12 protein-coding genes are annotated in these 21,715 nt (G+C 69.9%); 7 read left to right on the top strand and 5 right to left on the bottom strand.

What is annotated here, in order from left to right:
• Nucleotides 1–135 precede the first annotated feature (135 nt).
• Complete coding sequence (locus ACYVIO_RS24500; protein WP_460653201.1) at nt 136–3,696, top strand: S8 family peptidase; 3,561 nt, start codon at nt 136–138, stop codon at nt 3,694–3,696.
• A gap of 39 nt (nt 3,697–3,735) precedes the next feature.
• Here ACYVIO_RS24500 and ACYVIO_RS24505 read toward each other — a convergent pair whose 3' ends face one another.
• Nucleotides 3,736–4,404 carry a potassium channel family protein gene (locus tag ACYVIO_RS24505; protein WP_077016494.1) on the bottom strand — a complete coding sequence of 223 codons (669 nt, stop codon included), beginning with the start codon at nt 4,402–4,404 and terminating at the stop codon, nt 3,736–3,738.
• Entirely contained in the window at nt 4,404–5,066 is a 663-nt protein-coding gene (locus ACYVIO_RS24510) for a potassium channel family protein (protein ID WP_460653202.1), read from the bottom strand. The genes ACYVIO_RS24505 and ACYVIO_RS24510 overlap by 1 nt, the downstream gene beginning before the upstream one ends.
• Nucleotides 5,067–5,160: 94 nt before the next feature.
• Here ACYVIO_RS24510 and ACYVIO_RS24515 point away from each other — a divergent pair, with 94 nt between their 5' ends.
• The 4 genes from ACYVIO_RS24515 to ACYVIO_RS24530 all read left to right on the top strand — a co-directional run bounded on the left by ACYVIO_RS24515 (nt 5,161) and on the right by ACYVIO_RS24530 (nt 14,723).
• Complete coding sequence (locus ACYVIO_RS24515) at nt 5,161–7,188, top strand: APC family permease (RefSeq protein ID WP_460653203.1); 2,028 nt, start codon at nt 5,161–5,163, stop codon at nt 7,186–7,188.
• Nucleotides 7,185–8,357, top strand: coding sequence for a class I SAM-dependent RNA methyltransferase (locus ACYVIO_RS24520; RefSeq protein ID WP_460653204.1), 1,173 nt, complete (start codon nt 7,185–7,187; stop codon nt 8,355–8,357). Before ACYVIO_RS24515 ends, ACYVIO_RS24520 begins: the two co-directional genes overlap by 4 nt.
• Nucleotides 8,358–8,422: 65 nt before the next feature.
• Nucleotides 8,423–13,780, top strand: a complete 5,358-nt coding sequence (locus tag ACYVIO_RS24525; protein ID WP_460653205.1) for a hypothetical protein — start codon at nt 8,423–8,425, stop codon at nt 13,778–13,780.
• A 10-nt stretch (nt 13,781–13,790) separates the two neighbouring features.
• Entirely contained in the window at nt 13,791–14,723 is a 933-nt protein-coding gene (locus ACYVIO_RS24530; RefSeq protein WP_460653206.1) for an LLM class F420-dependent oxidoreductase, read from the top strand.
• Here ACYVIO_RS24530 and ACYVIO_RS24535 read toward each other — a convergent pair.
• The gene (locus tag ACYVIO_RS24535) at nt 14,720–15,916 is read right to left on the bottom strand and encodes an MFS transporter (protein WP_460653207.1); all 1,197 of its coding nucleotides are present in this window, start codon (nt 15,914–15,916) and stop codon (nt 14,720–14,722) included. The genes ACYVIO_RS24530 and ACYVIO_RS24535 overlap by 4 nt on opposite strands.
• A gap of 201 nt (nt 15,917–16,117) precedes the next feature.
• Between ACYVIO_RS24535 and acnA the strand changes: the two genes are divergently transcribed.
• Nucleotides 16,118–18,892 carry an aconitate hydratase AcnA gene (gene acnA / locus ACYVIO_RS24540; RefSeq protein ID WP_460653208.1) on the top strand — a complete coding sequence of 925 codons (2,775 nt, stop codon included), beginning with the start codon at nt 16,118–16,120 and terminating at the stop codon, nt 18,890–18,892.
• Nucleotides 18,893–18,964: 72 nt separating this feature from the next.
• Here the strand turns inward: acnA and ACYVIO_RS24545 are convergent, their stop codons facing one another.
• Complete coding sequence (locus tag ACYVIO_RS24545; protein ID WP_460653209.1) at nt 18,965–20,017, bottom strand: hypothetical protein; 1,053 nt, start codon at nt 20,015–20,017, stop codon at nt 18,965–18,967.
• Nucleotides 20,014–20,754: an RNA polymerase sigma factor gene (locus tag ACYVIO_RS24550; protein ID WP_460653210.1), complete on the bottom strand. Its 741-nt coding sequence runs from the start codon at nt 20,752–20,754 to the stop codon at nt 20,014–20,016. The genes ACYVIO_RS24545 and ACYVIO_RS24550 overlap by 4 nt, the downstream gene beginning before the upstream one ends.
• Nucleotides 20,755–20,955: 201 nt before the next feature.
• Here ACYVIO_RS24550 and ACYVIO_RS24555 point away from each other — a divergent pair, with 201 nt between their 5' ends.
• Nucleotides 20,956–21,693, top strand: a complete 738-nt coding sequence (locus ACYVIO_RS24555; protein ID WP_460653211.1) for a sulfite exporter TauE/SafE family protein — start codon at nt 20,956–20,958, stop codon at nt 21,691–21,693.
• The last annotated feature ends 22 nt before the right edge of the window (nt 21,694–21,715 follow it).

Genomic DNA, 21,715 nt, shown 5'->3' on the forward strand with positions numbered 1-21,715 from the left:
GCGTAGAGGACGTGTCCTCTATGTGACAGCGCTTTTCCGCGACCGAGCGTGATCGCGGTGTCTAGGGTTTCACGACTTTGTCCGTAGAAACCCTGTGAGGCACCTGTGACACCACGCCCCGGTCGCGCTCGGGCGGTGACCGCCGTACTCGCGGCGGCGCTGACCGTCGCCGCGACCCTGACCGGTGGTCCCGCCATCGCGTCAACCGCCCCCACGCTGCCGATCGCAGCACCCGGCACGACTCCTCGGACCGTCACCCTGATCACGGGTGACAAGGTCGAGGTCACCGTCGCCGCCGACGGCAAGCAGAACTACCGCGTCACCGGTCCGGACGGCCGGCTGGCCGACCACGACGTGCACGTGGACGGCAAGGACACCTACGTCTACCCGCGCTCGGCCGCCCGCTTCCTGGCCGCCAAGCTGCTCGACGAGAACCTCTTCAACGTCACCAGACTGCTGGCCGACGGGTACGGCGACGAGCTCCCGCTGATCGTCACCTACACCGACGCGGCCACCCGGTCGCGCAGCCAGCAGGTGCCGACCGGTGCGCGCAAGCAGCAGACGCTCACCAGCATTCAGGGTGCCGCACTGTCCACTGACCAGCCGGCCGCGTTCTGGAAGTCGCTGACCAGTACGACGGCCCGCAGCGCTGCTCTGGCCGGTGGCATCGAGAAGGTCTGGCTGGACGGCAAGTTCAAGGCCGACCTGGCCGACAGCGTCGCGCAGGTCGGTGCGCCGGAGGTCTGGCGCGGTGGCAACACCGGCGAGGGCGTCGACGTCGCCGTACTGGACACCGGCGTCGACCTGCAGCACCCGGATCTCGACGACCGGGTGGTGGCCTCCACGAGCTTCGTACCGGAGCTGGACGTCACCGACCGGCAGGGCCACGGCACGCACGTCGCGTCGACGATCGCCGGGACCGGTGACGCGTCCGGCGGTACCGAGCGCGGTGTCGCGCCGGGTGCCCGGCTGCACATCGGCAAGGTGCTCGACAACGAGGGCAGCGGCCAGGAGTCCTGGATCATCGCCGGGATGGAGTGGGCCGCGCGCGACCAGCACGCCAAGGTCGTCAGCATGAGCCTCGGCGGCGGCCCGACCGACGGCACCGACCCGATCAGCCAGTCGCTGAACGAGTTGTCCGCCGAGACCGGTGCACTGTTCACCGTGGCCGCCGGCAACGCCGGACCGGGCTACTACACCGCCTCCGCGCCAGGCATCGCCGACGCGGCACTGACTGTCGGTGCGGTCGACGGCGGCGACAAGCTCGCGGAGTTCTCCAGCTGGGGACCGCGGGTCGGCGACGGCGGCCTCAAGCCGGACATCACCGCGCCGGGCGTCGACATCCTGGCCGCCCGTTCGCAGTACGCCGCTGAAGGCAGCGGGTACTACCAACTGATGAGCGGTACGTCGATGGCGACGCCCCACGTGGCCGGAGCCGTTGCACTGCTCGCGGCGCAGCACCCCGACTGGACCGGGCAGCAGCTGAAGGACGCGATCGTCAGCTCGGCCAAGCCGACACCGGAGTACATCCCGTACCAGGGCGGCAGCGGCCGGCTGGACGTCGCAGCAGCCAGCAAGGCGAAGGTACGCGCCACCGCTTCGGTCTACTCGGGCTTCCACCCGTGGCCGGTGCAGCCGAACGAGTCGGTCGAGCGGACCGTCACCTACACCAACGACGGCGACCAGGCGGTCGAGCTGAACCTCTCGACCCAGGTTGCTGACGCACCGGCCTGGCTGTTCGCGTTGTCGAGCCCGAAGGTGACTGTGCCCGCGCACGGGACCGCTGAGGTCAAGGTGACCGTGGCGGTGAACGCCGTACCGGTCGACAAGCAGCTGTCGGGTCGGCTGGTCGCTACCGGCACCGGTGTGCAGTTGAGCACGGTGATCGGCGTCGGGCGTGAGGGGGAGCGGTACCAGCTCACCCTGAACGCCAAGGACCGGAGCGGTCGGCCGCTGAGCGGCGACGCGATTCTGATCGGCCGGGGGAGCTACGGGCAGTTCGTCCTCGGTGAAGAGGGCGCTGAGCTGCGGCTGCCGCCGGGGGACTACACGACCTGGCTGACGACCGACGTGGAAGGTGCCAACGGGCCGAGCAGCAAGGGGCTCGCCGTACTGACGCTGGTGGACATCCACCTCGACAAGGACAAGACGGTCACGTACGACGCACGCAAGGCGCGGCAGCTGAGCGCTACCGCGCCGCAGTCGACCACGCTGGGCGAGGTGCGGGCGAACGTGTACCGCGACTTCGGGCGGGACTTCTCGGTCGGGTCGTCGCGGTGGCCGAACCCGTCGTACGACAGCGTGTGGGTGCTGCCGACCGGGAAGGTGACGGACGGCGACTTCGTTGCCGGTGCTCGCTGGCGGTTGGAGCAGCCGGCGCTGACAGTGGACGGTTTTGACGACCTCCTGGTACGCCGGGCGGCGCAGCCGTTGGCTCGCGGTCGTCAGCAGCTGGACGCGGTCTTCGTCGAGCAGGGACTGGCCGACCGGAACGGGAGTCACCGGGGCAAGGCGGTCGTCGTACGGAACAACGGGTCGGTGGAGCAGCAGACCGCGGCGGCTGTCGCTGCCGGGGCGAAGCTGCTGGTTGTCGTCAACGACGGGCCGGGCAAGCTCGAGCCGTGGACGGACTCGATCTACGCGCCGAACCCGCCGCCGATCACGATCGCGACGCTGACGCACGACGAGGGCGAGCAGCTGATCGCGCAGCTCGGCAAGGGGCGGCGGACGTTGACAGTGACGTCGAACCCGACGCTGGAGTACCAGTACGACCTGTCGCGCTACTGGGACCACGTGCCGAGCTCGCCGTCGTACCGGCCAGGTGGTCGCGAGCTGGCGCGGATTGATGTTGCCTACCGCAACTTCCGGCCGGGGCGCGGGCTGGAGAACCGGTACGACGTCTGGAACACCGACTGGGAGTCGGCGATGAACGCCTCCGGCACCACGGTGCAGGGGGACCGGACGGACTGGGTGACGGCCGGTGTGCCGTACCAGGCGAAGGCCGAGATCATGCGCGAGGTGCAGGAGACCGAGCCGGGGTGGCGGAGCTACTCGGGTGGGAGCCGGAGTGCGCTGCAGTGGTTCGGTCCGGTGCAGCGGCCTCGGCTGGCCAAGGGGTTGTCGCCGGTGCGTGCCGGTGAGCAGTTGGCGGCGGTGTCGCCTGGATGGGGTGATGGCGGTGACCACGTCGGTACGGCGTTCGGGAACTGGGACATCACTCAGCAGCTGAGCCTCTACCAGGGCAGCACCTTGGTCGCGCAGGATGCGCGGGACCAGCTGACGGTGAGTGGGCTGAAGCCGGAGCGGTTGCCGTACAAGCTGGTCGCGGACAACACGCGGGGGACGTACCCGCACCCGTACTCGACGGCTACTCGGACGGAGTGGGGCTTCACCTCGGCGGCGACCGACACGGTGCTGTCGCTGATCCAGCTCGACTACGTGGTCGGCCGGAACGAGCTGACGGTCACGCCGCGCTGGTCGGAGACCAACTCCACCGCGGGCATCCGCAAGCCGACGCTGGAGATCTCGTACGACGGCAAGACCTGGCGATCGGTCTCTCTGCGCCAGGACAAGTCGGGCTGGACCACTCGGCTCGACGCACCACGCGGGGCCACTTACGTCAGCCTGCGCACGCGTGCTGACGGTTCAGGCGCCTCGATCGACCAACGCATCGACCGGGCCTTCGGGCTCAAGTAACAAGTAGTAGTTGGGGAAGGTTGCGCCTTCCCCAACTACTTACTTCCGGTGGTGCGGGGACAGCATGTCCTCGAGCTGTTCCTCGGTCTCGTCGGCCGCGACGAACAGCAGTTCGTCGTTCAGCTCCAAGGTGCCTTCCGGGTCCGGCCGCAGGACGCGGCCTTCGCGGATGATCGTGACCAGCGCCGTGTCGGTCGGCCAGTCGATGTCGCCGACGCGCAGGCCGATCATCGGGGAGTCCTCGGGCAGCGTCAGCTCGACCAGGTTCGCGTCGCCCTGGCGGAAGGTGAACAGCCGGACCAGGTCGCCGACCGAGACCGCTTCCTCGACCAGCGCCGACATGATCCGCGGCGTCGACACCGACACGTCCACGCCCCACGCCTCGTTGAACATCCACTCGTTGCGCGGATGGTTGACCCGGGCAACAGTGCGCGGTACGCCGAACTCGGTCTTGGCCAGCAGCGAGACGACCAGGTTCACCTTGTCGTCACCGGTGCTCGCGATCGCCACCTGGCAGCGCTGCAGCGCGGCCTCCTCGAGCGACGACAGCTCGCACGCGTCGGCCAGCAGCCACTCGGCGCGCGGCACCGACTCGGCCTTGATCGCCCGCGGATCCTTGTCGATCAGCAGCACCTCGTGCCCGTTCTCCAGCAGCTCGCCCGCGATCGAGCGGCCGACGTTCCCCGCACCGGCGATGGCGACCCGCATCACAGCTCCTCAGGCTTGGTGCCGAGCTGCGACTCGATCGCCGCGGCCTCGGTCTCCAGCATGACGACGTGCACCAAGTCACCCTCCTGGATGACGGTGTCCGCCTTGGGCAGCAGACCCTCGCCGAGCCGGGTCAGGAACGCGACCCGGGCGCCGGTGGCCTTCTCGATGTCGAACGCGGCACGCCCGACCCAGCCGGAGTGCACGTGCACCTCGGCCAGCCGGATGGTCGCCGACGGGTCGCGCCACTCCGGCTCCGACCCGCTCGGCAGCAGCCGGCGGACCATCTGGTCCACCGTCCACTTCACCGTGCCGACGGTCGGGATGCCGAGCCGCTGGTAGACCTCGGCGCGGCCCGGGTCGTAGATCCGGGCGACGACGTTCTCGATCCCGAAGTTCTCCCGGGCGACGCGCGCGGCCAGGATGTTGGAGTTGTCTCCGTTCGAGACCGCCGCGAACGCCTCGGCGTCCTCGATCCCGGCCTCGATCAGGACCTCGCGGTCGAACCCCATCCCGGTGATCGTGCGGCCGGAGAAGTTGGCGCTGAGCCGGCGGAACGAGTCGGCCGACTGGTCGATGATCGCTACTGTGTGGCTGCGCTTCTCCAGGGTCCGCGCGAGCGTCGACCCGACGCGTCCGCAGCCCATGATGACGACGTGCACTCCGTGATCACTCCCTGCCCCGTGGGGGGCCGCTGGCATCCATTCGGCGGTGTAGACGCTACACCGGCCCGGGGCTCCCTCTAACATCCTCGGTGTGACCCCCGCTCTAGGCGACATCGGTAAACGCATCCTCATCGGACGCAAGCTGCGCAGCACGCAGCTCGGCGAGACGCTGCTTCCGAAGAAGATCGCACTCCCGGTGTTCGCCAGTGACGCTCTGTCGTCGGTGGCCTACGCGCCCGACGAGATCTTCCTGACGCTGTCGCTGGCCGGCCTGGCGGCGTACAGCTTCTCCTGGAAGATCGGCCTGCTGGTCGCGTTCGTGATGCTGATCGTGGTCGCGTCGTACCGGCAGAACGTGCACGCCTATCCCTCCGGCGGCGGCGACTACGAGGTCGCGACCGTGAACGTCGGACCGACCGCCGGCCTGACCGTGGCCAGCGCGCTGATGGTCGACTACGTGCTGACCGTGGCGGTGTCGATCTCGTCCGGCGTGCAGAACGCGAAGTCCGCGCTGCCGTTCCTGGCCGGTCACGAGGTACCGCTCGGCGTCGGGCTGGTGCTGATCCTGACCGCCCTGAACCTGCGCGGCGTGCGGGAGTCGGGGGCGCTGTTCGCGATCCCGACCTACATCTTCATGGCCGCGATCATCGGGATGACGCTGTGGGGCCTGGTCCGGCTGGGCCTCGGCAGTCTGCCGATGGCCGACAGCTCCGGGTTCGACGTGCACCCGGAGCCGGGGCACGAAGTGTTCAGCGGCGTCGCGGCCGCGTTCCTGCTGGCGCGGGCCTTCTCCTCCGGCTGTGCGGCGCTGACCGGGGTCGAGGCGATCAGCAACGGCGTACCGGCGTTCCGCAAACCGAAGAGCAAGAACGCCGCGACCACGCTGCTGCTGCTCGGCACGATCGCGATCACGATGCTGATGTCGATCCTGTTCCTGGCCAGCAAGATTCACCTGCGCTTCGCCGAGGATCCCAGCACCCAGCTGTACCGCGACGGCGTACCGGTCGGTGACTCCTACACCCAGAAGACGGTGATCGGGCAGATCAGCGACTCGGTCTTCTCGAACTTCCCGCCCGGCTTCTACCTGGTGCTCGGCGCAACGATGCTGATCCTGGTGCTGGCCGCGAACACCGCGTTCAACGGCTTCCCCGTCCTGGCCTCGATCCTGGCCAAGGACGGCTTCCTGCCCAAGCAGCTGCACACCCGCGGCGACCGGCTGGCCTACAGCAACGGCATCATCCTGCTCGCGGCCTGCGCGATCGGCCTGATCATCGCGTTCGACGCCGAGGTCACCAAGCTGATCCAGCTGTACATCGTCGGGGTGTTCGTCTCGTTCACGCTCAGCCAGTTCGGCATGATCCGGCACTGGACCCGGCACCTGAAGACCGAGACCGACGCGGTCGCCCGCGGCCGGATGATGCGCTCGCGCTCGATCAACGCGGTCGGCCTGACCCTGACCGCCACGGTGCTGGTGATCGTGCTGATCACCAAGTTCACCCACGGCGCCTACATCGCGATCATCGCGATGGCCGTGCTGTTCTTGATGATGAAGGGGATCCGCCGCCACTACGACACGGTCGGCCGCGAGATGGCCGTCGACGAGGGCGACCAGCTGATGCTGCCGGCCCGCGTGCACGCGATCGTGCTGGTCTCCAAGCTGCACAAGCCGACGCTGCGGGCGCTGGCGTTCGCGAAGGCGGCCCGGCCGTACATGCTCGAGGCGGTCACCGTCGACGTCGACCGCGAGGAGTCCGAGACGCTGCAGGCCGAGTGGGAACGGCACGACATCCCGGTCCCGCTGAAGCGCCTGGCGTCGCCGTACCGGGAAATCACCCGGCCGATCCTGCAGTACGTCCGCGACATCCGGCGGCAGTCGCCGCGCGACGTCGTGATGGTCTACATCCCCGAGTACGTCGTCGGCCACTGGTGGGAGCACATCCTGCACAACCAGAGCGCGCTGCGGCTCAAGGGGCGGCTCTTGTTCACACCTGGTGTGATGGTGACGTCGGTTCCGTACCAGCTGATCTCGTCCGAGGCGGCCCAGGAACGGCAGGACAGGGTGGAGCGGGTGGCCGGACAAGTACGCCGGGGCGCTCGCAAGACGTCGGGAGATCGGTGACGGGCGAGGACTTGGTCGGGACGGTACTGGAGCTGGAGATCGGCCCGGTGGCGCACGGCGGGCACTGTGTCGCGCGGTACGAGGGCCAGGTGGTCTTCGTCCGGCACGGGCTTCCCGGCGAGCTGGTGCACGCCCGGGTGACCGAGCGGACCACCAAGTACCTGCGGGCCGACGTCGTACAGGTGCTCACACCGTCACCGCACCGGATCGAGCCGCCCTGCCCGTACGCCGGGCCGGGGCGCTGCGGCGGTTGCGACTTCCAGCACGCCAACATCGTCGAGCAGCGGCGGCTGAAGGCGACCGTGGTCTCCGACACGCTGCGGCGGATCGGCGGCATCGAGCGGACCGTGACGATGGAGTCGCCCGGTGACGACGGGCTCGGCTGGCGGACCAGGATGCGGTACGCCGTGGGGCCCGACGGGCGGCCGGGGATGCGGGTGCACCGGTCGCACGACCTGATCCCGATCGACCAGTGCCTGCTCGCGCACCCGGGGACGCCTGACGTGCTGGACCAGCGCTGGCCGGGGACCGAGTCGGTGCAGGCAGTCGTGTCGTCGGAGGGCAAGCAGGCCGTGATCACCGACTCGGACAGCGGTGGCCGGGTCGTCGAGGTCGTGCGTGACCGGCGGTTCCGGGTGGAGGCCGGTGGGTTCTGGCAGGTGCACCCAGCTGCTGCGACGACTTTGGTTGACGCCGTACTGGCTGGGCTGGAGCCGTCTGCGGGGGAGACCGCGCTGGACCTGTACTCAGGGGTCGGGCTGTTCGCGGCGTTCCTGGCCGAGGCCGGGTGCGCGGTGCTGGCGATCGAGGGGGACAAGGACGCGGTCAAGAACGCCCGGCGCAACCTGCACGACCTGACCGAGGTCACGCTGGAGCAGGGCGACGTGGACAAGGTGCTGAACGGCGCGGTCCGGCAGGGGCTGTCGCAGGTCGACCTCGTCGTACTGGACCCGCCGCGGACCGGTGCCGGCAAGCACGTCGTACGGCGTATCGCCGGTCTGTCGCCCCGGAAGGTGGCGTACGTCGCCTGTGATCCGGCGGCGCTGGCGCGGGACCTGAAGACGTTCACGGAGCTCGGGTACGGCGTCAGCTCGCTGCGGGCTTTCGACCTGTTCGGGATGACCCATCACATAGAGTGCGTGGCCGTGCTGGAACCTGTGACTGGTTAGTTGCCGGGCGGCTCGGGTACCGTTCTGCGCTGGTGCCCTGATGTTCGCTGGAGACCTGATACCCGATGCCGCTCGTCGACCTGGATGACCCGGAGGAGCTGCGCGCCCGCTGGAGCGCCCTCGCCGCGGTCGCCCATGCCACCGGCTTCGACCGCCGTTGGTACGCCGACGCCGACGGCTGGTACCACCAGGACGAGACCGGTTCGGACCTGCGGATGGTGCGGCTGTCCGGCGGGCGGTCGGTGCTGTTCGGCTACCACACGCAGCACAGCCGGACGGCCGGGACGGACCTGCTCGCCGGCGCGCCGGACTGGATCGGGCAGCCGGAGGTCAAGCGGCGCATCACTGCCGGGGACCTGGGGTTCGTGTACGGCTCGTTCAACGGGACGTGGGCGCGGGCGTCGTACGAGGGTGATCCTTGGCAGCCGGTGGACGACGGGTTCGGTCCGATCGGCTCGTGGATCACGTCCGACGAGGAGGCTGCGCGGGAGCTGGTCGAGTGGGCGGCTGAGTGGGCCGACTATCTGGGCGGGCTGGATGAGTTGGTGCCGCTCGGGGTGGGGCTGATTCGGTCGGCTGCTGCTTCGACGTTGTCGGCTGAGCAGGTGGGGGAGTTCTTCGCGCGGCTGGGGGTTGGGCCGAGGTCGGCTCAGCAGCCGGATGTGTATGCGGCGCTGGTGGCTGTGCAGCAGTTCAGTCAGGTGCCTGGGGCTCCTGCTGTGGCTGCGCCTCCTGCTCCTGCGCCGGTTGTCGAGGAGCCGGAGGAAGAGCTCTTCATCGTCCCGCCGGGCGTCAGCCCGTTCACCGGCCAGCCGATCACCGAGGATCCCCACGAAATCATCGGCGCGGAGCCGACGTACGAGGCCCAGTCGTACGAGCCTGAGCCTTCCTACGAAACCCCTTCGGATCCCGAGCCGGCAGTAGACGACTACGGCGTGGTCAGCAAAAAGCCCCGCCTCTTCGGCCGCAAGAAGAAGCAGCCCCGCGAGGAAGACAACGCCTCCCTGGCCGGCCTGGGCCTGGCCGCCCCCGACCCAACCCCCGCCGCTCCGCCACCCCCTGCAGCACCCCCGCGCACCTACGACCGCCCCCTCCCGTCCTCGGAGCCCCCACGCGTAGGCGCCCCGGTCGAAGACGGCGAAGACTTCTACGCCAGCCTCTACGCCGACGCCCCCGCCGCAGCCAGGTACACCCCCGACACCCCCACCGACCAGCAGCCCGCCGAGCCTCCCTGGTCAGCCAACGAAGCCACCAACGAAATCGCCGCGGTAGCGGAGGAGACAGCCCCGTACGACCACGTCGGCGAGGACACAGCCCAGTACAACCCTGTCGCCGACGACACCGCCCCCTTCACCCCGTTCCAGCCCCAGGCTTCTTCAGGCGCCAATTCCCCCTTCGCCCCACCCCCTTCCGCAACAGAAGCCCCCGGCTCACCCTTCGCACCACACCCCGAAGAGGCAGCCCCCGCGCCTGAGGCTCACTCGCCCTTCGCTCCACACCCCGACGAGGCAGCCCCCGCGCCTGAGGCTCACTCGCCCTTCGCTCCACCACCGGACACCTCCCCGTTCGCCCCCGAGCCCTCGCCGACCTCCGCAGCGGACGACACCGGCGCCATCACCCCGGTCGACACCGACCAGTCGTACGCAACCGCCGACGACGACACCGGTGTCATCGCCCCCATCGACGCCGACGCGCCCCCGTCGTCCACCACCGACGACGACGACACAGGCGTCATCCCACCAATCGCCGACCCCGGCACCACCGACGCGTTCACCGCCGGCGACGACACCGGCGTCATCCCACCCGTCGCCGATGCCTTCGCGGAATCCACCCAGGACGACGACACCGGAGTAATCCCACCCGTCGCCGCCACACCCACGGACGTCGTACACGAGCCTTCCCCGCTGGACGACCACAGCCAGCACCCGCCCCACGACCTCCAACCGCGCCCCGGACACGACACGCCCTCACCTTCGCCCGCTGACGAGTCCCACGACGACCAGTCACACTCCGGACCTGATGCACCCCGCGACCAGCGCCCGGAGCCCACAGACACACCCCAGGATTTCCAGCCGGCCTCTCCGCTGGCCGCCCCCCAGAGCCACCATCCGACCTCGCGTCCGGACACCCGCGAGGATCACAGGGGATACCCGCCCTCAGCCGACCCCCAGAGCCAGCAGCCGGGATCACAGCCGTGGGCCCTGCGGGACCATCGCGCAGGCTCGTCCTTGGAAGACCTCGAGACCCGGCGCCCGGATTCGCCGCCCCAGGCTGCGCAGGACCAGCGCGCGGGCTCGTCCTTCGACATCGGCCAAGACCAACACCAGGGCTATCCGCCGCCGGCTGCGCAGGACCGCCACGCAGGTTCGTCCGTGGACGCAGACCGAGACCAGCATGCAGGCGCGCCGGAAGATGCTGCACGGGACCAGCACGCGGACACCTTCTTGGACGTTGCCGAGCAGCAGAGCGCAGGCTCGTCGGCAGACGCTGCGCGGGACCAGGGCCCAGGCTCGCCGTTGGATGCTGCGCGGTACCAGCGCCCAGATTCGCCGCTGGATGCTGCGCAGAACCGGCGCACAGACTCGTACGAGGACCAGCGTCCCGGCCCAGGCTCGCCGTTGGACGCCACGCGGGACCAGCGTTCAGACTCGTCATCGGATGCGCAGGACCAGCGGCCGGGCTCGCCGCTGGACGCGGCCCGGGATCAGCGCCAGGACTCAACGCCGGACGCCCGGGACCACAACCCCGCCGCACCCAGCGACGTACGCCAGCCCCCCGGCCCGACCTCCCCACTCGACGCCTTCGCCCCCGACCACGGCGTCTCGCCCGAACCCTCCCCGATGGAACGCGAGTGGGTCGGCGGCGCCTGGATCAACGGCGAGTGGATCGAGGATGTCGCCGCGTACCTGGCGGCCAACCCTCACCTCGCCCACCCACCGCGTCCTGCCCGCCGCCAACGCCGAACCCCGTCCGCTGAGCCCGGCACGCCGGATGCCCTCCAGCCGGCGCCGTACGCGGGGGCCCATCCCGACATCAACGCCGAAGCTCGCCCTGAGGACGCTTACACCGCCGACGCCCACGGCGATGACGCCAGCGCCGCGGATGCCCGCGTAGCGGATGCCCGCGTCGATGACGCCGATGCCGACGACAGAGCTCACTTCGACCGACGCCCCGACGCTGACCGCGCGGACGACTCGCAGGGCACCGCCGACCTCCCCACGGAGTCCATCGAGGCCCTCCCCGCGCTCGACGAACCAGAGGACGCAGAAGACCTCCAGCAAGCCGACGTACCGCGTCCCGCCGACGAAGCCCGAGCCGGAGACAGCGGGGCCGCCGACGTACAGCGTCCCGCCGACGAAGCGGGAGCCGGGGACAGCGGGGCCGCCGACGCGCGACACCCCGCCGATGAAGCCCGAGCCGGAGACAGCGGGGCCGCTGACGCGCGACACCCCGCCGATGAAGCTCACGTCGCAGGCCGTTGGGCCGCCGACGTACAGCGTCCCGCCGAGGAAGCCGGAGACGGCGGGGGCGCTGACGCACGGCGTCCCGCCGGTGACGCCCAAGGCGAAGACGGCGCGGCCGTTGACGCACCGCGCGACGGCGACGATGCACGAGACGCGGAGTACCGCCGGGCAACCGACGTACGAGGTGCTGTCGACGAGCCAGGCGCCGACGACCACGTGGCCGAATCGCCAAGCGCCGATCCGCGGGCAGTCGGCGACCGCCGGACAGCTGACCTTCCCACGGAGGCGTTCCAGGCGCTTCCGGCCGACGGAGCACCGGAAACCGACGACCGCCGGGCCGACGACCAGCAGGCTGACGGGGTACGGCGTGGTGTCGATGGGCAGGGTGCGGATGACCCCTACGCGTCCGACGGCTCGGGCACCGAGCCGCACGCAGACGACGACCGTCGGGGTGCCGACCTGCCGACGGAGTACTTCGAGGCGCTCCCCGCCGACGAGGTAGGGGACGCGAACGACCGCCGGGATGTCGACGTACGAGGTGGTGCCGACGGCCGTCGGGCAGGCGACGTACGGGGTGGTCTCGACGAGCAGGGTCCGGACGACCCGGCGACCGTTGCGCAGGGCACTGATTCACGAGGAGACGGCGATCGCCCGGTTGCGGAACTCCCCACGGAGCCTTTCGACGCACTCGCTGCCGACGAGCCCGGCGCTGGTGATCGCCACGCACCCGACGTACAGGCTGATGCCGGCGAGCCTGGTGGTGGCGACGTTGACCTCGAGGATGAGGCGCCTACTGCGGAGATCGCCGCGGTGGTCGACGAGCCGGCTGAGGATATTGCTCGGGTTGACTCGGGGGAGGGGACTGCCGCCGGGGACGGGCCTCGGACTTATCCGCCGCTGAGTGATCAGTACGGCGGGTCCGGGGACGAGCTGGACGACTTCGAGTACGCCAACGAGTTCCACGACGAGATCCTCGGCAGCGCGGACTGGACGGCCGACCAGCTGGGCGAGATCTCTACGCGTGAAGCTCGACCTGAGGTTGAAGCAGACGCCGGTACGCCGGAGCAGGACGCGGAGCCGCACGTTGCTGAGGTTGATGAGCCTGAGCAGCAGGACGCGGAGCCGCTCGTTGCTGAGGTCGAGCAGCAGGTTGCCGAGGCGGATGACGCAGAGGAACTTGAGGCTGAGCAGGGCCCGGCCGCTGAGCAGACAGTCGAAGACGCAAGCGCTGAGCAGCAGCTCGCGGATGAGCAAGCAGCCGCTGAGCAGGAACCCGCGGACGAGCAAGCGGATGCTGAGCAGACACCAGCGGCTGAGGTAGTTGCTGTTGGCATCGATGAGGTTGCCGTATCCGAGACGACCCACGAGCCTGACGACACAGCTGAAGTTGTTGGGCTTGCTGAGGCGCTGGACGCGTACGAGACCGACAACCCCGCCGGCATGCACATCCCCGAGCTGTCCGGCGCCGGCGTGCCGATCGCTCTCCCGCTCGGCGTCGAGCAGGCCATGCGGGCCGAGGCCGAGCGCCCACGCCCGCGCCCGAAGGAGTCCGACGCCTTCGAGGCACTCCGTGCCTGGTGCCGCGCGCGCACCAACGTCGTCCCCTCCGGCTTCACCATTCAGGTGCAGGTCCTCGACCCCGCACGCCCGTCGTACCGGTTCGACCTCGAGCCCGCGCAGGTGGACGACGAGGAATGGCCCGACGACCGACTCAGCGAGCTGCTCGGCGATCTGTGGATCGAAGAGGCTCAGACCGACCACGGCGGCTGGCTCTTCGCTCGCATCGACGCCGCGGGCCGGACGCTCAGAATCGACCGCTGGTACGACCAGGTCCCCGAGTGGTGGGACACGCAGCTCCCCGGCGCGATCGACGTCGAAGGGCTCGTACGACGCCTGTACGGCCGCGGCCCCGAGTGGCAGCCGTCCTACCTGGAGCAGCTGTACATCACCGCGGGATAGCGTTGTCCCCATGTTGCTCAGGATCTTCACCGAACCCCAGCAGGGCGCCTCGTACGACGACCAGCTCGCCGTCGCGCAAAAGACCGAGGAGTGCGGGTTCGACGCGTTCTTCCGCTCCGACCACTACCTCGTGATGGGCGACGAGGACGGCCTGCCGGGCCCGACCGACGCCTGGATCACGCTGGCCGGCCTGGCCCGTGAGACGAGCCGGATCAAGCTCGGCACGCTGGTCAGCTCCGCCACGTTCCGCAACCCCGGCGTGCTCGCGATCAGCGTCGCGCAGGTCGACCAGATGAGCGGCGGGCGCGCCGAGCTCGGGCTGGGTGCGGGGTGGTTCGAGGCCGAGCACGCGGCGTACGGACTGAACTTCCCGGACACGCCGGGCCGGTTCGACCTGCTGACCGAGCAGCTCGAGCTGATCACCGGGCTGTGGGACACGCCGGTGGGGGAGAAGTACGACTTCACCGGGAAGCACTACCAGCTCAAGGACTCCCCGGCCCTGCCGAAGCCGGTCCAGCAGCCGCACCCGCCGATCATCGTCGGCGGCGCCGGCAAGAAGCGCACGCCCGCGCTCGCGGCCCAGTACGCCGCCGAGTTCAACGCCGGCTTCAAGACCGTCGAGGACACCAAGACGCTGTTCGACCGCGTCCAAGCAGCCTGTACGACGATCGGCCGCGACCCCAAGACCCTCGCGCTGTCGGCCGCCCACCGCGTTGCCGTCGGCAAGGACAAGGCCGAGGTCGAACGTCGTGCCGCGAACTTCGGCTGGTCCCTCGACCAGCTCGCCGAGAACGGCGTCGGCGGCACCCCCGCCGAGATCGTCGACCACCTCGGCCGCTTCGCCGAGCTCGGCGCCGACCGCTTCTACCTCCAGATCATGGACCTCACCGACCTGGACCACCTGGAACTGATCGCCTCCGAGGTCCTGCCGCAGCTCTCCTAGGTCGCGGGCCGCCGCATGATCGCCGCGGTCAGGGCGAAGAGTGCGGCGGCTCCCGCGAGGGCGACCGGCAGACCGGCCAGGTGCGCGACGAGCGTGATCAGTAACCCGCAGATCACCTCGCCGAGGTACTCCGCCTGAGCGAGGAACGAGTGCGTCGTCGCCCGTACGTCGCTCGTGGTGCGCGCGTTGACCCAGATCATCGCGATCACGCGGGTGAGCGGTACGGCGATCCCGGACACCAGGATCAGCGCCGCGGCGCCGGTGCTCGCGTTCGGCGCGACGGCCAGTCCGACGGTTCCGGCAGTTCCGACGATCGCGGCGACGCCGTACGAGTGACGCGCGTGCTCGCCGTCGAGGCGTCGCGCCGCGATCCGCAGTGTCAGGGCGCCGAGGACGAGAGCAACGACACCCAGCCCGGTGAACCAGACGATCGGGTCGAGCCGGATCGGCAGCCCGAGGTCGAGCAACTGCTTCGGCGCAAGCCGCCCGGCGGCGTCGGTCGAGCCGTTGACCAGGAACGTCGCCAGGAAGATGCGCAGCAGATCCGGGCTCCCGCGGACCAGGTCGACTCCCCGGCGGAACGTCGTCCACGACGCTGCCCAGCGAGCACCACGAGCGGGGACGAAGCGTTCCTCGCTGAAGCGGGTGACGACGTACAGGCTCAGCAGCAGCATCGCCACCCCGGCTCCCACGATGGCCACCTCGCGCCGCGTTGCCCACGCGAGAGCTCCGAGCACCACGAGCCCGGTCGCCGCGCCGGACAGCTGGGCGCGGGCTGTCCGGGACAGCACGGCCGTGATGCGATCAGGGGCGTTCAGCTCGTCGGTGATCCAGGCGATGTCCGAACCGCTCGCGAAGGTCCACGCCAGTCCCCACAGCACCTGAGTCGCGAGCAGCAGCGGGAACGAGGTGACCAGCCCGGTGGTCACCATCGCGGTTCCCATCAGGATCAGCGACACGACCAGCGACCACTTCCGGCTGACGGTGTCCGCCAGTACGCCGGCCGGCACCTCGCAGCACAGCGCGAAGATCCCCTGAACGGCTCCGATCGCCACGATCTGCGCGGCGCTCAGCCCGGCGTCGACGACCAGGTAGACCGAGGTGACGAGCCACCAGCCGTTGTGCAGCACCGCGCGGGCCCAGTTCCAGCGGACGAACGCGCGCGTCAATGAGTCCTGCCGCGAGTTGTCCACACGGCAGTCGATCAGCGCCCGGCGGCCCGCGGCAACGCAATTTCCGGCTTAGGGTGGTGGCTCGATGTCGTGTATCTTGATGTCGAGAGAGTTTCCCGCCGAGCAGTGTGGCGGGAAGTTAGGGCAGCCTGACCTGTGGGCCGGGTGGGCGGCTCGGCAGGATGGGTACCAGTGGAACAGGACGGACAGAGGAGCAGGTTGATGGCCAGCGTCGACAGCTTCGGTGCCAAGGGTGCACTCGAGGTCAACGGACAGTCGTACGAGATCTTCAGGTTGGCGGGCATCGAGGGCGCGGAGACTCTGCCGTACTCGCTCAAGGTGCTGCTCGAGAACCTGCTGCGCACCGAGGACGGCGCGAACATCACCGCCGACCACATCACCAAGCTGGGCAACTGGGACGCCAACGCGGCCCCGGACACCGAGATCCAGTTCACGCCGGCCCGGGTGATCATGCAGGACTTCACCGGAGTGCCGTGCATCGTCGACCTGGCCACCATGCGCGAGGCCGTCGCGGAGCTCGGCGGTGACCCGACCAAGATCAACCCGCTGGCCCCGGCCGAGCTCGTCATCGACCACTCGGTGATCACCGACGTCTTCGGCCGCCCGGACGCCTTCGAGCGCAACGTCGAGTTCGAGTACCAGCGCAACGGCGAGCGGTACCAGTTCCTGCGGTGGGGCCAGACCGCCTTCGACGACTTCAAGGTCGTCCCGCCGGGCACCGGCATCGTGCACCAGGTCAACATCGAGCACCTGGCCCGGACCGTGATGGTCCGCGACGGCATCGCCTACCCGGACACCTGCGTGGGCACCGACAGCCACACCACGATGGTGAACGGCCTGGGCGTGCTGGGCTGGGGCGTCGGCGGCATCGAGGCCGAGGCCGCGATGCTCGGCCAGCCGGTCAGCATGCTGATCCCGAAGGTCGTCGGCTTCAAGCTGACCGGCTCCGTGCCGGCCGGCGCCACCGCGACCGACGTGGTGCTCACCATCACGCAGCAGTTGCGTCAGCACGGTGTGGTCGGCAAGTTCGTCGAGTTCTACGGCGAGGGCGTCGCGGCGGTTCCGCTGGCGAACCGGGCCACCATCGGCAACATGAGCCCGGAGTTCGGCTCGACCTGCGCGATCTTCCCGATCGACGACGTCACCCTGGAGTACCTGCGCCTCACCGGCCGGTCCGACGCCGACGTCGCGCTGGTCGAGGCGTACGCCAAGGAGCAGGGCATGTGGCACGACCAGTCGGTCGAGCCGCGCTTCTCGGAGTACCTCGAGCTGGACCTGTCGACCGTCGTTCCGTCGATCGCCGGCCCGAAGCGGCCGCAGGACCGGGTCTCGCTGAGCGAGTCGAAGGAGGCCTTCCGCGGTGCGCTGACCGACTACGCGACCGAGGAGCTCGAGGTCGACCCGTCGGAGCTCGGCAGCTTCCCGGCCAGCGACGCGCCGAACGGTCACGGCCACGTCAACGACGAGCCGCACACGCCGCACGGTGGCCCCGGCCGTCCGTCGAAGAAGACCAAGATCACCCTGAACGGCGCGGAGACCGAGCTCGACCACGGCCACGTCGTGATCGCGTCGATCACCTCCTGCACCAACACCTCCAACCCGTCGGTGATGCTGGCCGCCGCGCTGCTGGCCAAGAAGGCCGTCGACAAGGGCCTGACCAGCAAGCCGTGGGTGAAGACCTCGCTGGCCCCGGGCTCGAAGGTCGTCACCGACTACTACGAGAAGGCCGGCGTCACGCCGTACCTGGAGAAGCTCGGCTTCCACCTGGTCGGCTACGGCTGCACGACGTGCATCGGCAACTCCGGCCCGCTGCCCGAGGAGGTCTCGGCCGGCGTGCAGGAGGCCGACCTGGCGGTCGTGTCGGTGCTGTCCGGCAACCGCAACTTCGAGGGCCGGATCAACCCGGACGTCAAGATGAACTACCTGGCCTCGCCGCCCCTCGTCATCGCCTACGCGCTGGCCGGCACGATGGACTTCGACTTCGAGACCGACCCGCTGGGCCAGGACACCGACGGCAACGACGTGTTCCTGCGCGACATCTGGCCGGCCGCGGACGAGGTCGAGAAGGTGATCGCCTCCTCGATCAACAAGGAGATGTTCACCAAGGACTACGCCGACGTCTTCGCCGGTGACGAGCGCTGGCAGTCGCTGCCGACGCCCGAGGGCAAGACCTTCGAGTGGGACGCCGACTCGACGTACGTGCGCAAGCCTCCGTACTTCGAGGGGATGGCCAAGGAACCGTCGCCGGTCACCGACATCAGCGGCGCCCGCGTGCTGGCCAAGCTGGGCGACTCGGTCACCACCGACCACATCTCCCCGGCCGGTGCGATCAAGGCCGACGGCCCGGCCGGCAAGTACCTGGCCGAGCACGGCGTGGACCGCAAGGACTACAACTCGTACGGCTCGCGGCGCGGCAACCACGAGGTGATGATCCGGGGCACGTTCGCCAACATCCGGCTGCGCAACCAGATCGCGCCGGGCACCGAGGGCGGCTTCACCCGCGACTTCACCAAGGACGACGCGCCCGTCACGTCGATCTACGAGGCGTCCGAGGCGTACCTCGAGGCCGGCACGCCGCTGGTCATCCTGGCCGGCAAGGAGTACGGCTCCGGCTCGTCGCGCGACTGGGCGGCCAAGGGCACGGCACTGCTCGGCGCGAAGGCGGTCATCACCGAGTCGTTCGAGCGGATCCACCGGTCGAACCTGATCGGCATGGGCGTCCTCCCGCTGCAGTTCCCCGAGGGCGAGAACGCGGAGTCCCTCGGCCTGACCGGCGAGGAGACCTTCGACATCAGCGGCGTCACCGCGCTGAACGACGGCGAGGTCCCGCGCACCGTGCACGTCACCGTCACCCGCACCGACGGCAGCACGCAGGAGTTCGACGCGGTCGTCCGCATCGACACCCCCGGCGAGGCGGACTACTACCGCAACGGCGGCATCCTGCAGTACGTGCTCCGCTCACTGATCGCGAACTGAGTCAGCCAGTACGACGGACGAAGGCCGGCCGCAGGACCTCTCCTGCGGCCGGCCTTTCGGCGTTCGCCTGGCTCAGCGGCACATGCCGTTCCGCTCCCGCGGGTCCTCGCCCTTGGCCATCGTGTCGCCGTCCTGCCAGAGCCCGGCCGGGAAGCGGCCGATCTTGTCCATCTCCAGCAGGACCTTCCAGTGGCGGCTGCTCTGGATCGCCGCCGTGGCCTGCTGCATCTTCGCCTTGTCGCCCGCCTTCTTCGCGACGGCCCACTGCTCGAACCACCCGCAGGCAACCGCCTCGGTGACCTTCGCGCCGAACTGGTAGCGGGCGAGCACCAGGATCTTCAGGTACGGCGTACGGTCGAAGCTGGGCAGGACCGGCACGTCGGTCAGCATCTCGTCGATCACCCGCGACGCGTCGGACTGCTTGACGATCGTGTCCGGCATCGCGTCGAGCCAGGTGTCGGTGTCAACGGTCTTCAGCTTGCCGACCAGGCTCCGGTACGCCGCGACCGAACCGACGTCTCCGCGGATCTCCAGCAGGTAGCGCCCCTTGGGCGGGAAAACGGCCGTCAGGTCCGTCGACGCGCCGATCTGGTACATCGTGCCTTTCTGTCCGAGCAGCTCGATCGCACTGCCTCGCGAAGGTGCGCCGGGATCCTTGAACCCGACGAGGCGGCCGGCGTACTGGCCAGCCGGCCGCCAGTTCACCTGGAGCCGCTGCTTGCCGCGGCCGAACTTGATCTCACCCTCGTCGGCGGTGAACTGCGAGATGTCGACGATCTTCCAGGCCGGGTCGTCGATCACCAGCCGCGGCGTCGCGCCGGTGACCGCGCGGAACTCCGCGCCGTACGCCGAGACCGGCGCGATCGGGCTGCTGCCCTTGGGGAAGAAGACCCCGGTGAGCACGACGGCCACGGTCGCGGCCGCCGCGAGCAGGATCACCGCCCGCCGCCGGCCGTCGCGCCGACGGCGCGGGATGGCGGGTGCCGGGGTTGTATCTGAAGCTTCGGTGCTGATGATTTCCTCCAGCAGGTCGAACTCGGCGCCGTCGGTCGGCAGGTGCCGGACCTTCGCGTCGCCGTACGGGTTGGCCCGCGCGATCAGCTGGTCGAGCTCGTGGTCGTTCATCGGTCCTCCTGCGCTGGTCGCTGGGGCTGGTCTTCCCGTTCATGTCCGGAATCGGCGAAGGCGTCTCCGATCGCCTCGCGCAATCTCGTCCGCGCCCGGTGCAACCGCGTCCGGACGGTCCGGGACGGTACGCCGAGCACGACCGCGGCCTCACGCGGTTCGAGCCCGTCCCACGCGGTCAGCATCAGCAGCTCGCGATCGTCGTCGCTCAAGCGAGTCAGGCCCTGCTGGATGACCGTCGTCGAGCCGGTGAGGTCGGCGTGGTCGGGCATCACCTCGACCAGGTGCTGCCGCAGCCGCCCGGCGAGCCGGTCACGCCGGAGTTCGCCGCGGCGGTGGTTGGCGACGACGCGGCGGGCGACGCCGTACAGCCAGAGCCGGGCGGTGTCGTCGGCCGGGACCTCGTCGATGCGCCGCCAGGCGACGAGCATCGCCTCGGCGACCACATCAGCGGCGTCGTCGGGCGAGCCCACCCGCCGCAACGCGTAGCCGAGCAGAGCGCGGAACTGGCTGTCGAACAGCTCCCGAAACCTGAGCTCATCGCCGAGGCCGGAGGCGGACGGGCGCTCACCGAAATGCACCGCGTCGTCATCTTCCATCGCGACGTCCGGCGCGTCACCCGCCCGCAGCGGCGCGCGCCGGGCGGCCGGACCACCGGGCGGATCTGCCGGCTCGGGCGGATCGCCGTGGTCCGGTACGGCGGCGACCGGTGGGGGCGGGCTCGAAGGACTCCTCATGCTCCACCCATGTCCGGGAGTATGGCGGTCGTTACAGGTCAGCCCCGTTTGGTGTGGACGGACCTGGATGGGGTAGGACGGTCCTGGTGCGATCGGCCGGTACGGCGCCGGTCGCGCCGAGCGAGGAGCCGGCCGATCCGGGCCCTCGGTGCGGCCCGGCCTCAATCGGCCGTGTTCGGCGGGACCCGTTCGGGGCCCGCGATGCTGGAGAGGCTGGGCGGCGTGGACCTGGGGATTCTGTTGCTGGGCGGCTTGGCGATCGCGGTGGCGGCCGTCGTACAGGGAACTCTCGGGCTCGGGCTGATGCTGGTCGGAGCGCCGGTGGTTGCGCTGCTCGACCCGTCGCTGATGCCGGGCGGGATGCTCGTGCTCGGGACCTTGCTGCCGATCCTCACGCTGGCCCGGGAGTGGCGGCAGATCGACTGGCGGCAGGCCGGGTGGCTGACCGGTGCGCGGGTGGTGACGACGCCGCTGGGCGTGCTGGTGCTGGGCTGGTTGTCGGCGCGGGCGATCGGTGCGGTGGTCGGGTTCGTCGTACTCGGAGCTGTCGTGCTGACGTTCTGGCGGCTCGACGTGCGGGCGACACGGCGCAACCTGGTGATCGCGGGAGCGGTCGCGGGGATCTCCGGTACGGCGGCGTCAATCGGCGGTCCGCCGGCGGCCGTCGTACTGCAGCACGAGCAGGGGCCGCGGCTGCGGGCGACGCTGGCCGCGTTCTTCTTCATCGGGTCCGCGGTGTCGCTGACGGCGGTGGCGATCGGTGGGCAGTTCACCCGGCACCAGCTGTACTACGGCCTGTCGTGGATCCCGGCGCTGGGGATCGGGTTCGCGGTGGCCGTGCCGCTGCAGAAGCGCTTCCACGGTCCGCGGCTGCGGCAGACGATCCTGATCCTGGCCGGGCTGTCGTCGATCCTCGTCATCCTCAAGTCGCTGCTCTGAACTGTCGGCGCGGGCCGCTTTA

The organism is Kribbella endophytica (genome assembly GCF_054781295.1).

Excerpts from the sequence above, each read along its gene's own strand:
- acnA (WP_460653208.1), top strand. The coding sequence starts at position 16,118 with ATGGCCAGCGTCGACAGCTTCGGTGCCAAGGGTGCACTCGAGGTCAAC.
- ACYVIO_RS24555 (WP_460653211.1), top strand. The coding sequence starts at position 20,956 with ATGCTGGAGAGGCTGGGCGGCGTGGACCTGGGGATTCTGTTGCTGGGC.
- ACYVIO_RS24525 (WP_460653205.1), top strand. The coding sequence starts at position 8,423 with ATGCCGCTCGTCGACCTGGATGACCCGGAGGAGCTGCGCGCCCGCTGG.
- ACYVIO_RS24505 (WP_077016494.1), bottom strand. The coding sequence starts at position 4,404 with ATGCGGGTCGCCATCGCCGGTGCGGGGAACGTCGGCCGCTCGATCGCG.
- ACYVIO_RS24550 (WP_460653210.1), bottom strand. The coding sequence starts at position 20,754 with ATGAGGAGTCCTTCGAGCCCGCCCCCACCGGTCGCCGCCGTACCGGAC.
- ACYVIO_RS24530 (WP_460653206.1), top strand. The coding sequence starts at position 13,791 with ATGTTGCTCAGGATCTTCACCGAACCCCAGCAGGGCGCCTCGTACGAC.
- ACYVIO_RS24545 (WP_460653209.1), bottom strand. The coding sequence starts at position 20,017 with ATGAACGACCACGAGCTCGACCAGCTGATCGCGCGGGCCAACCCGTAC.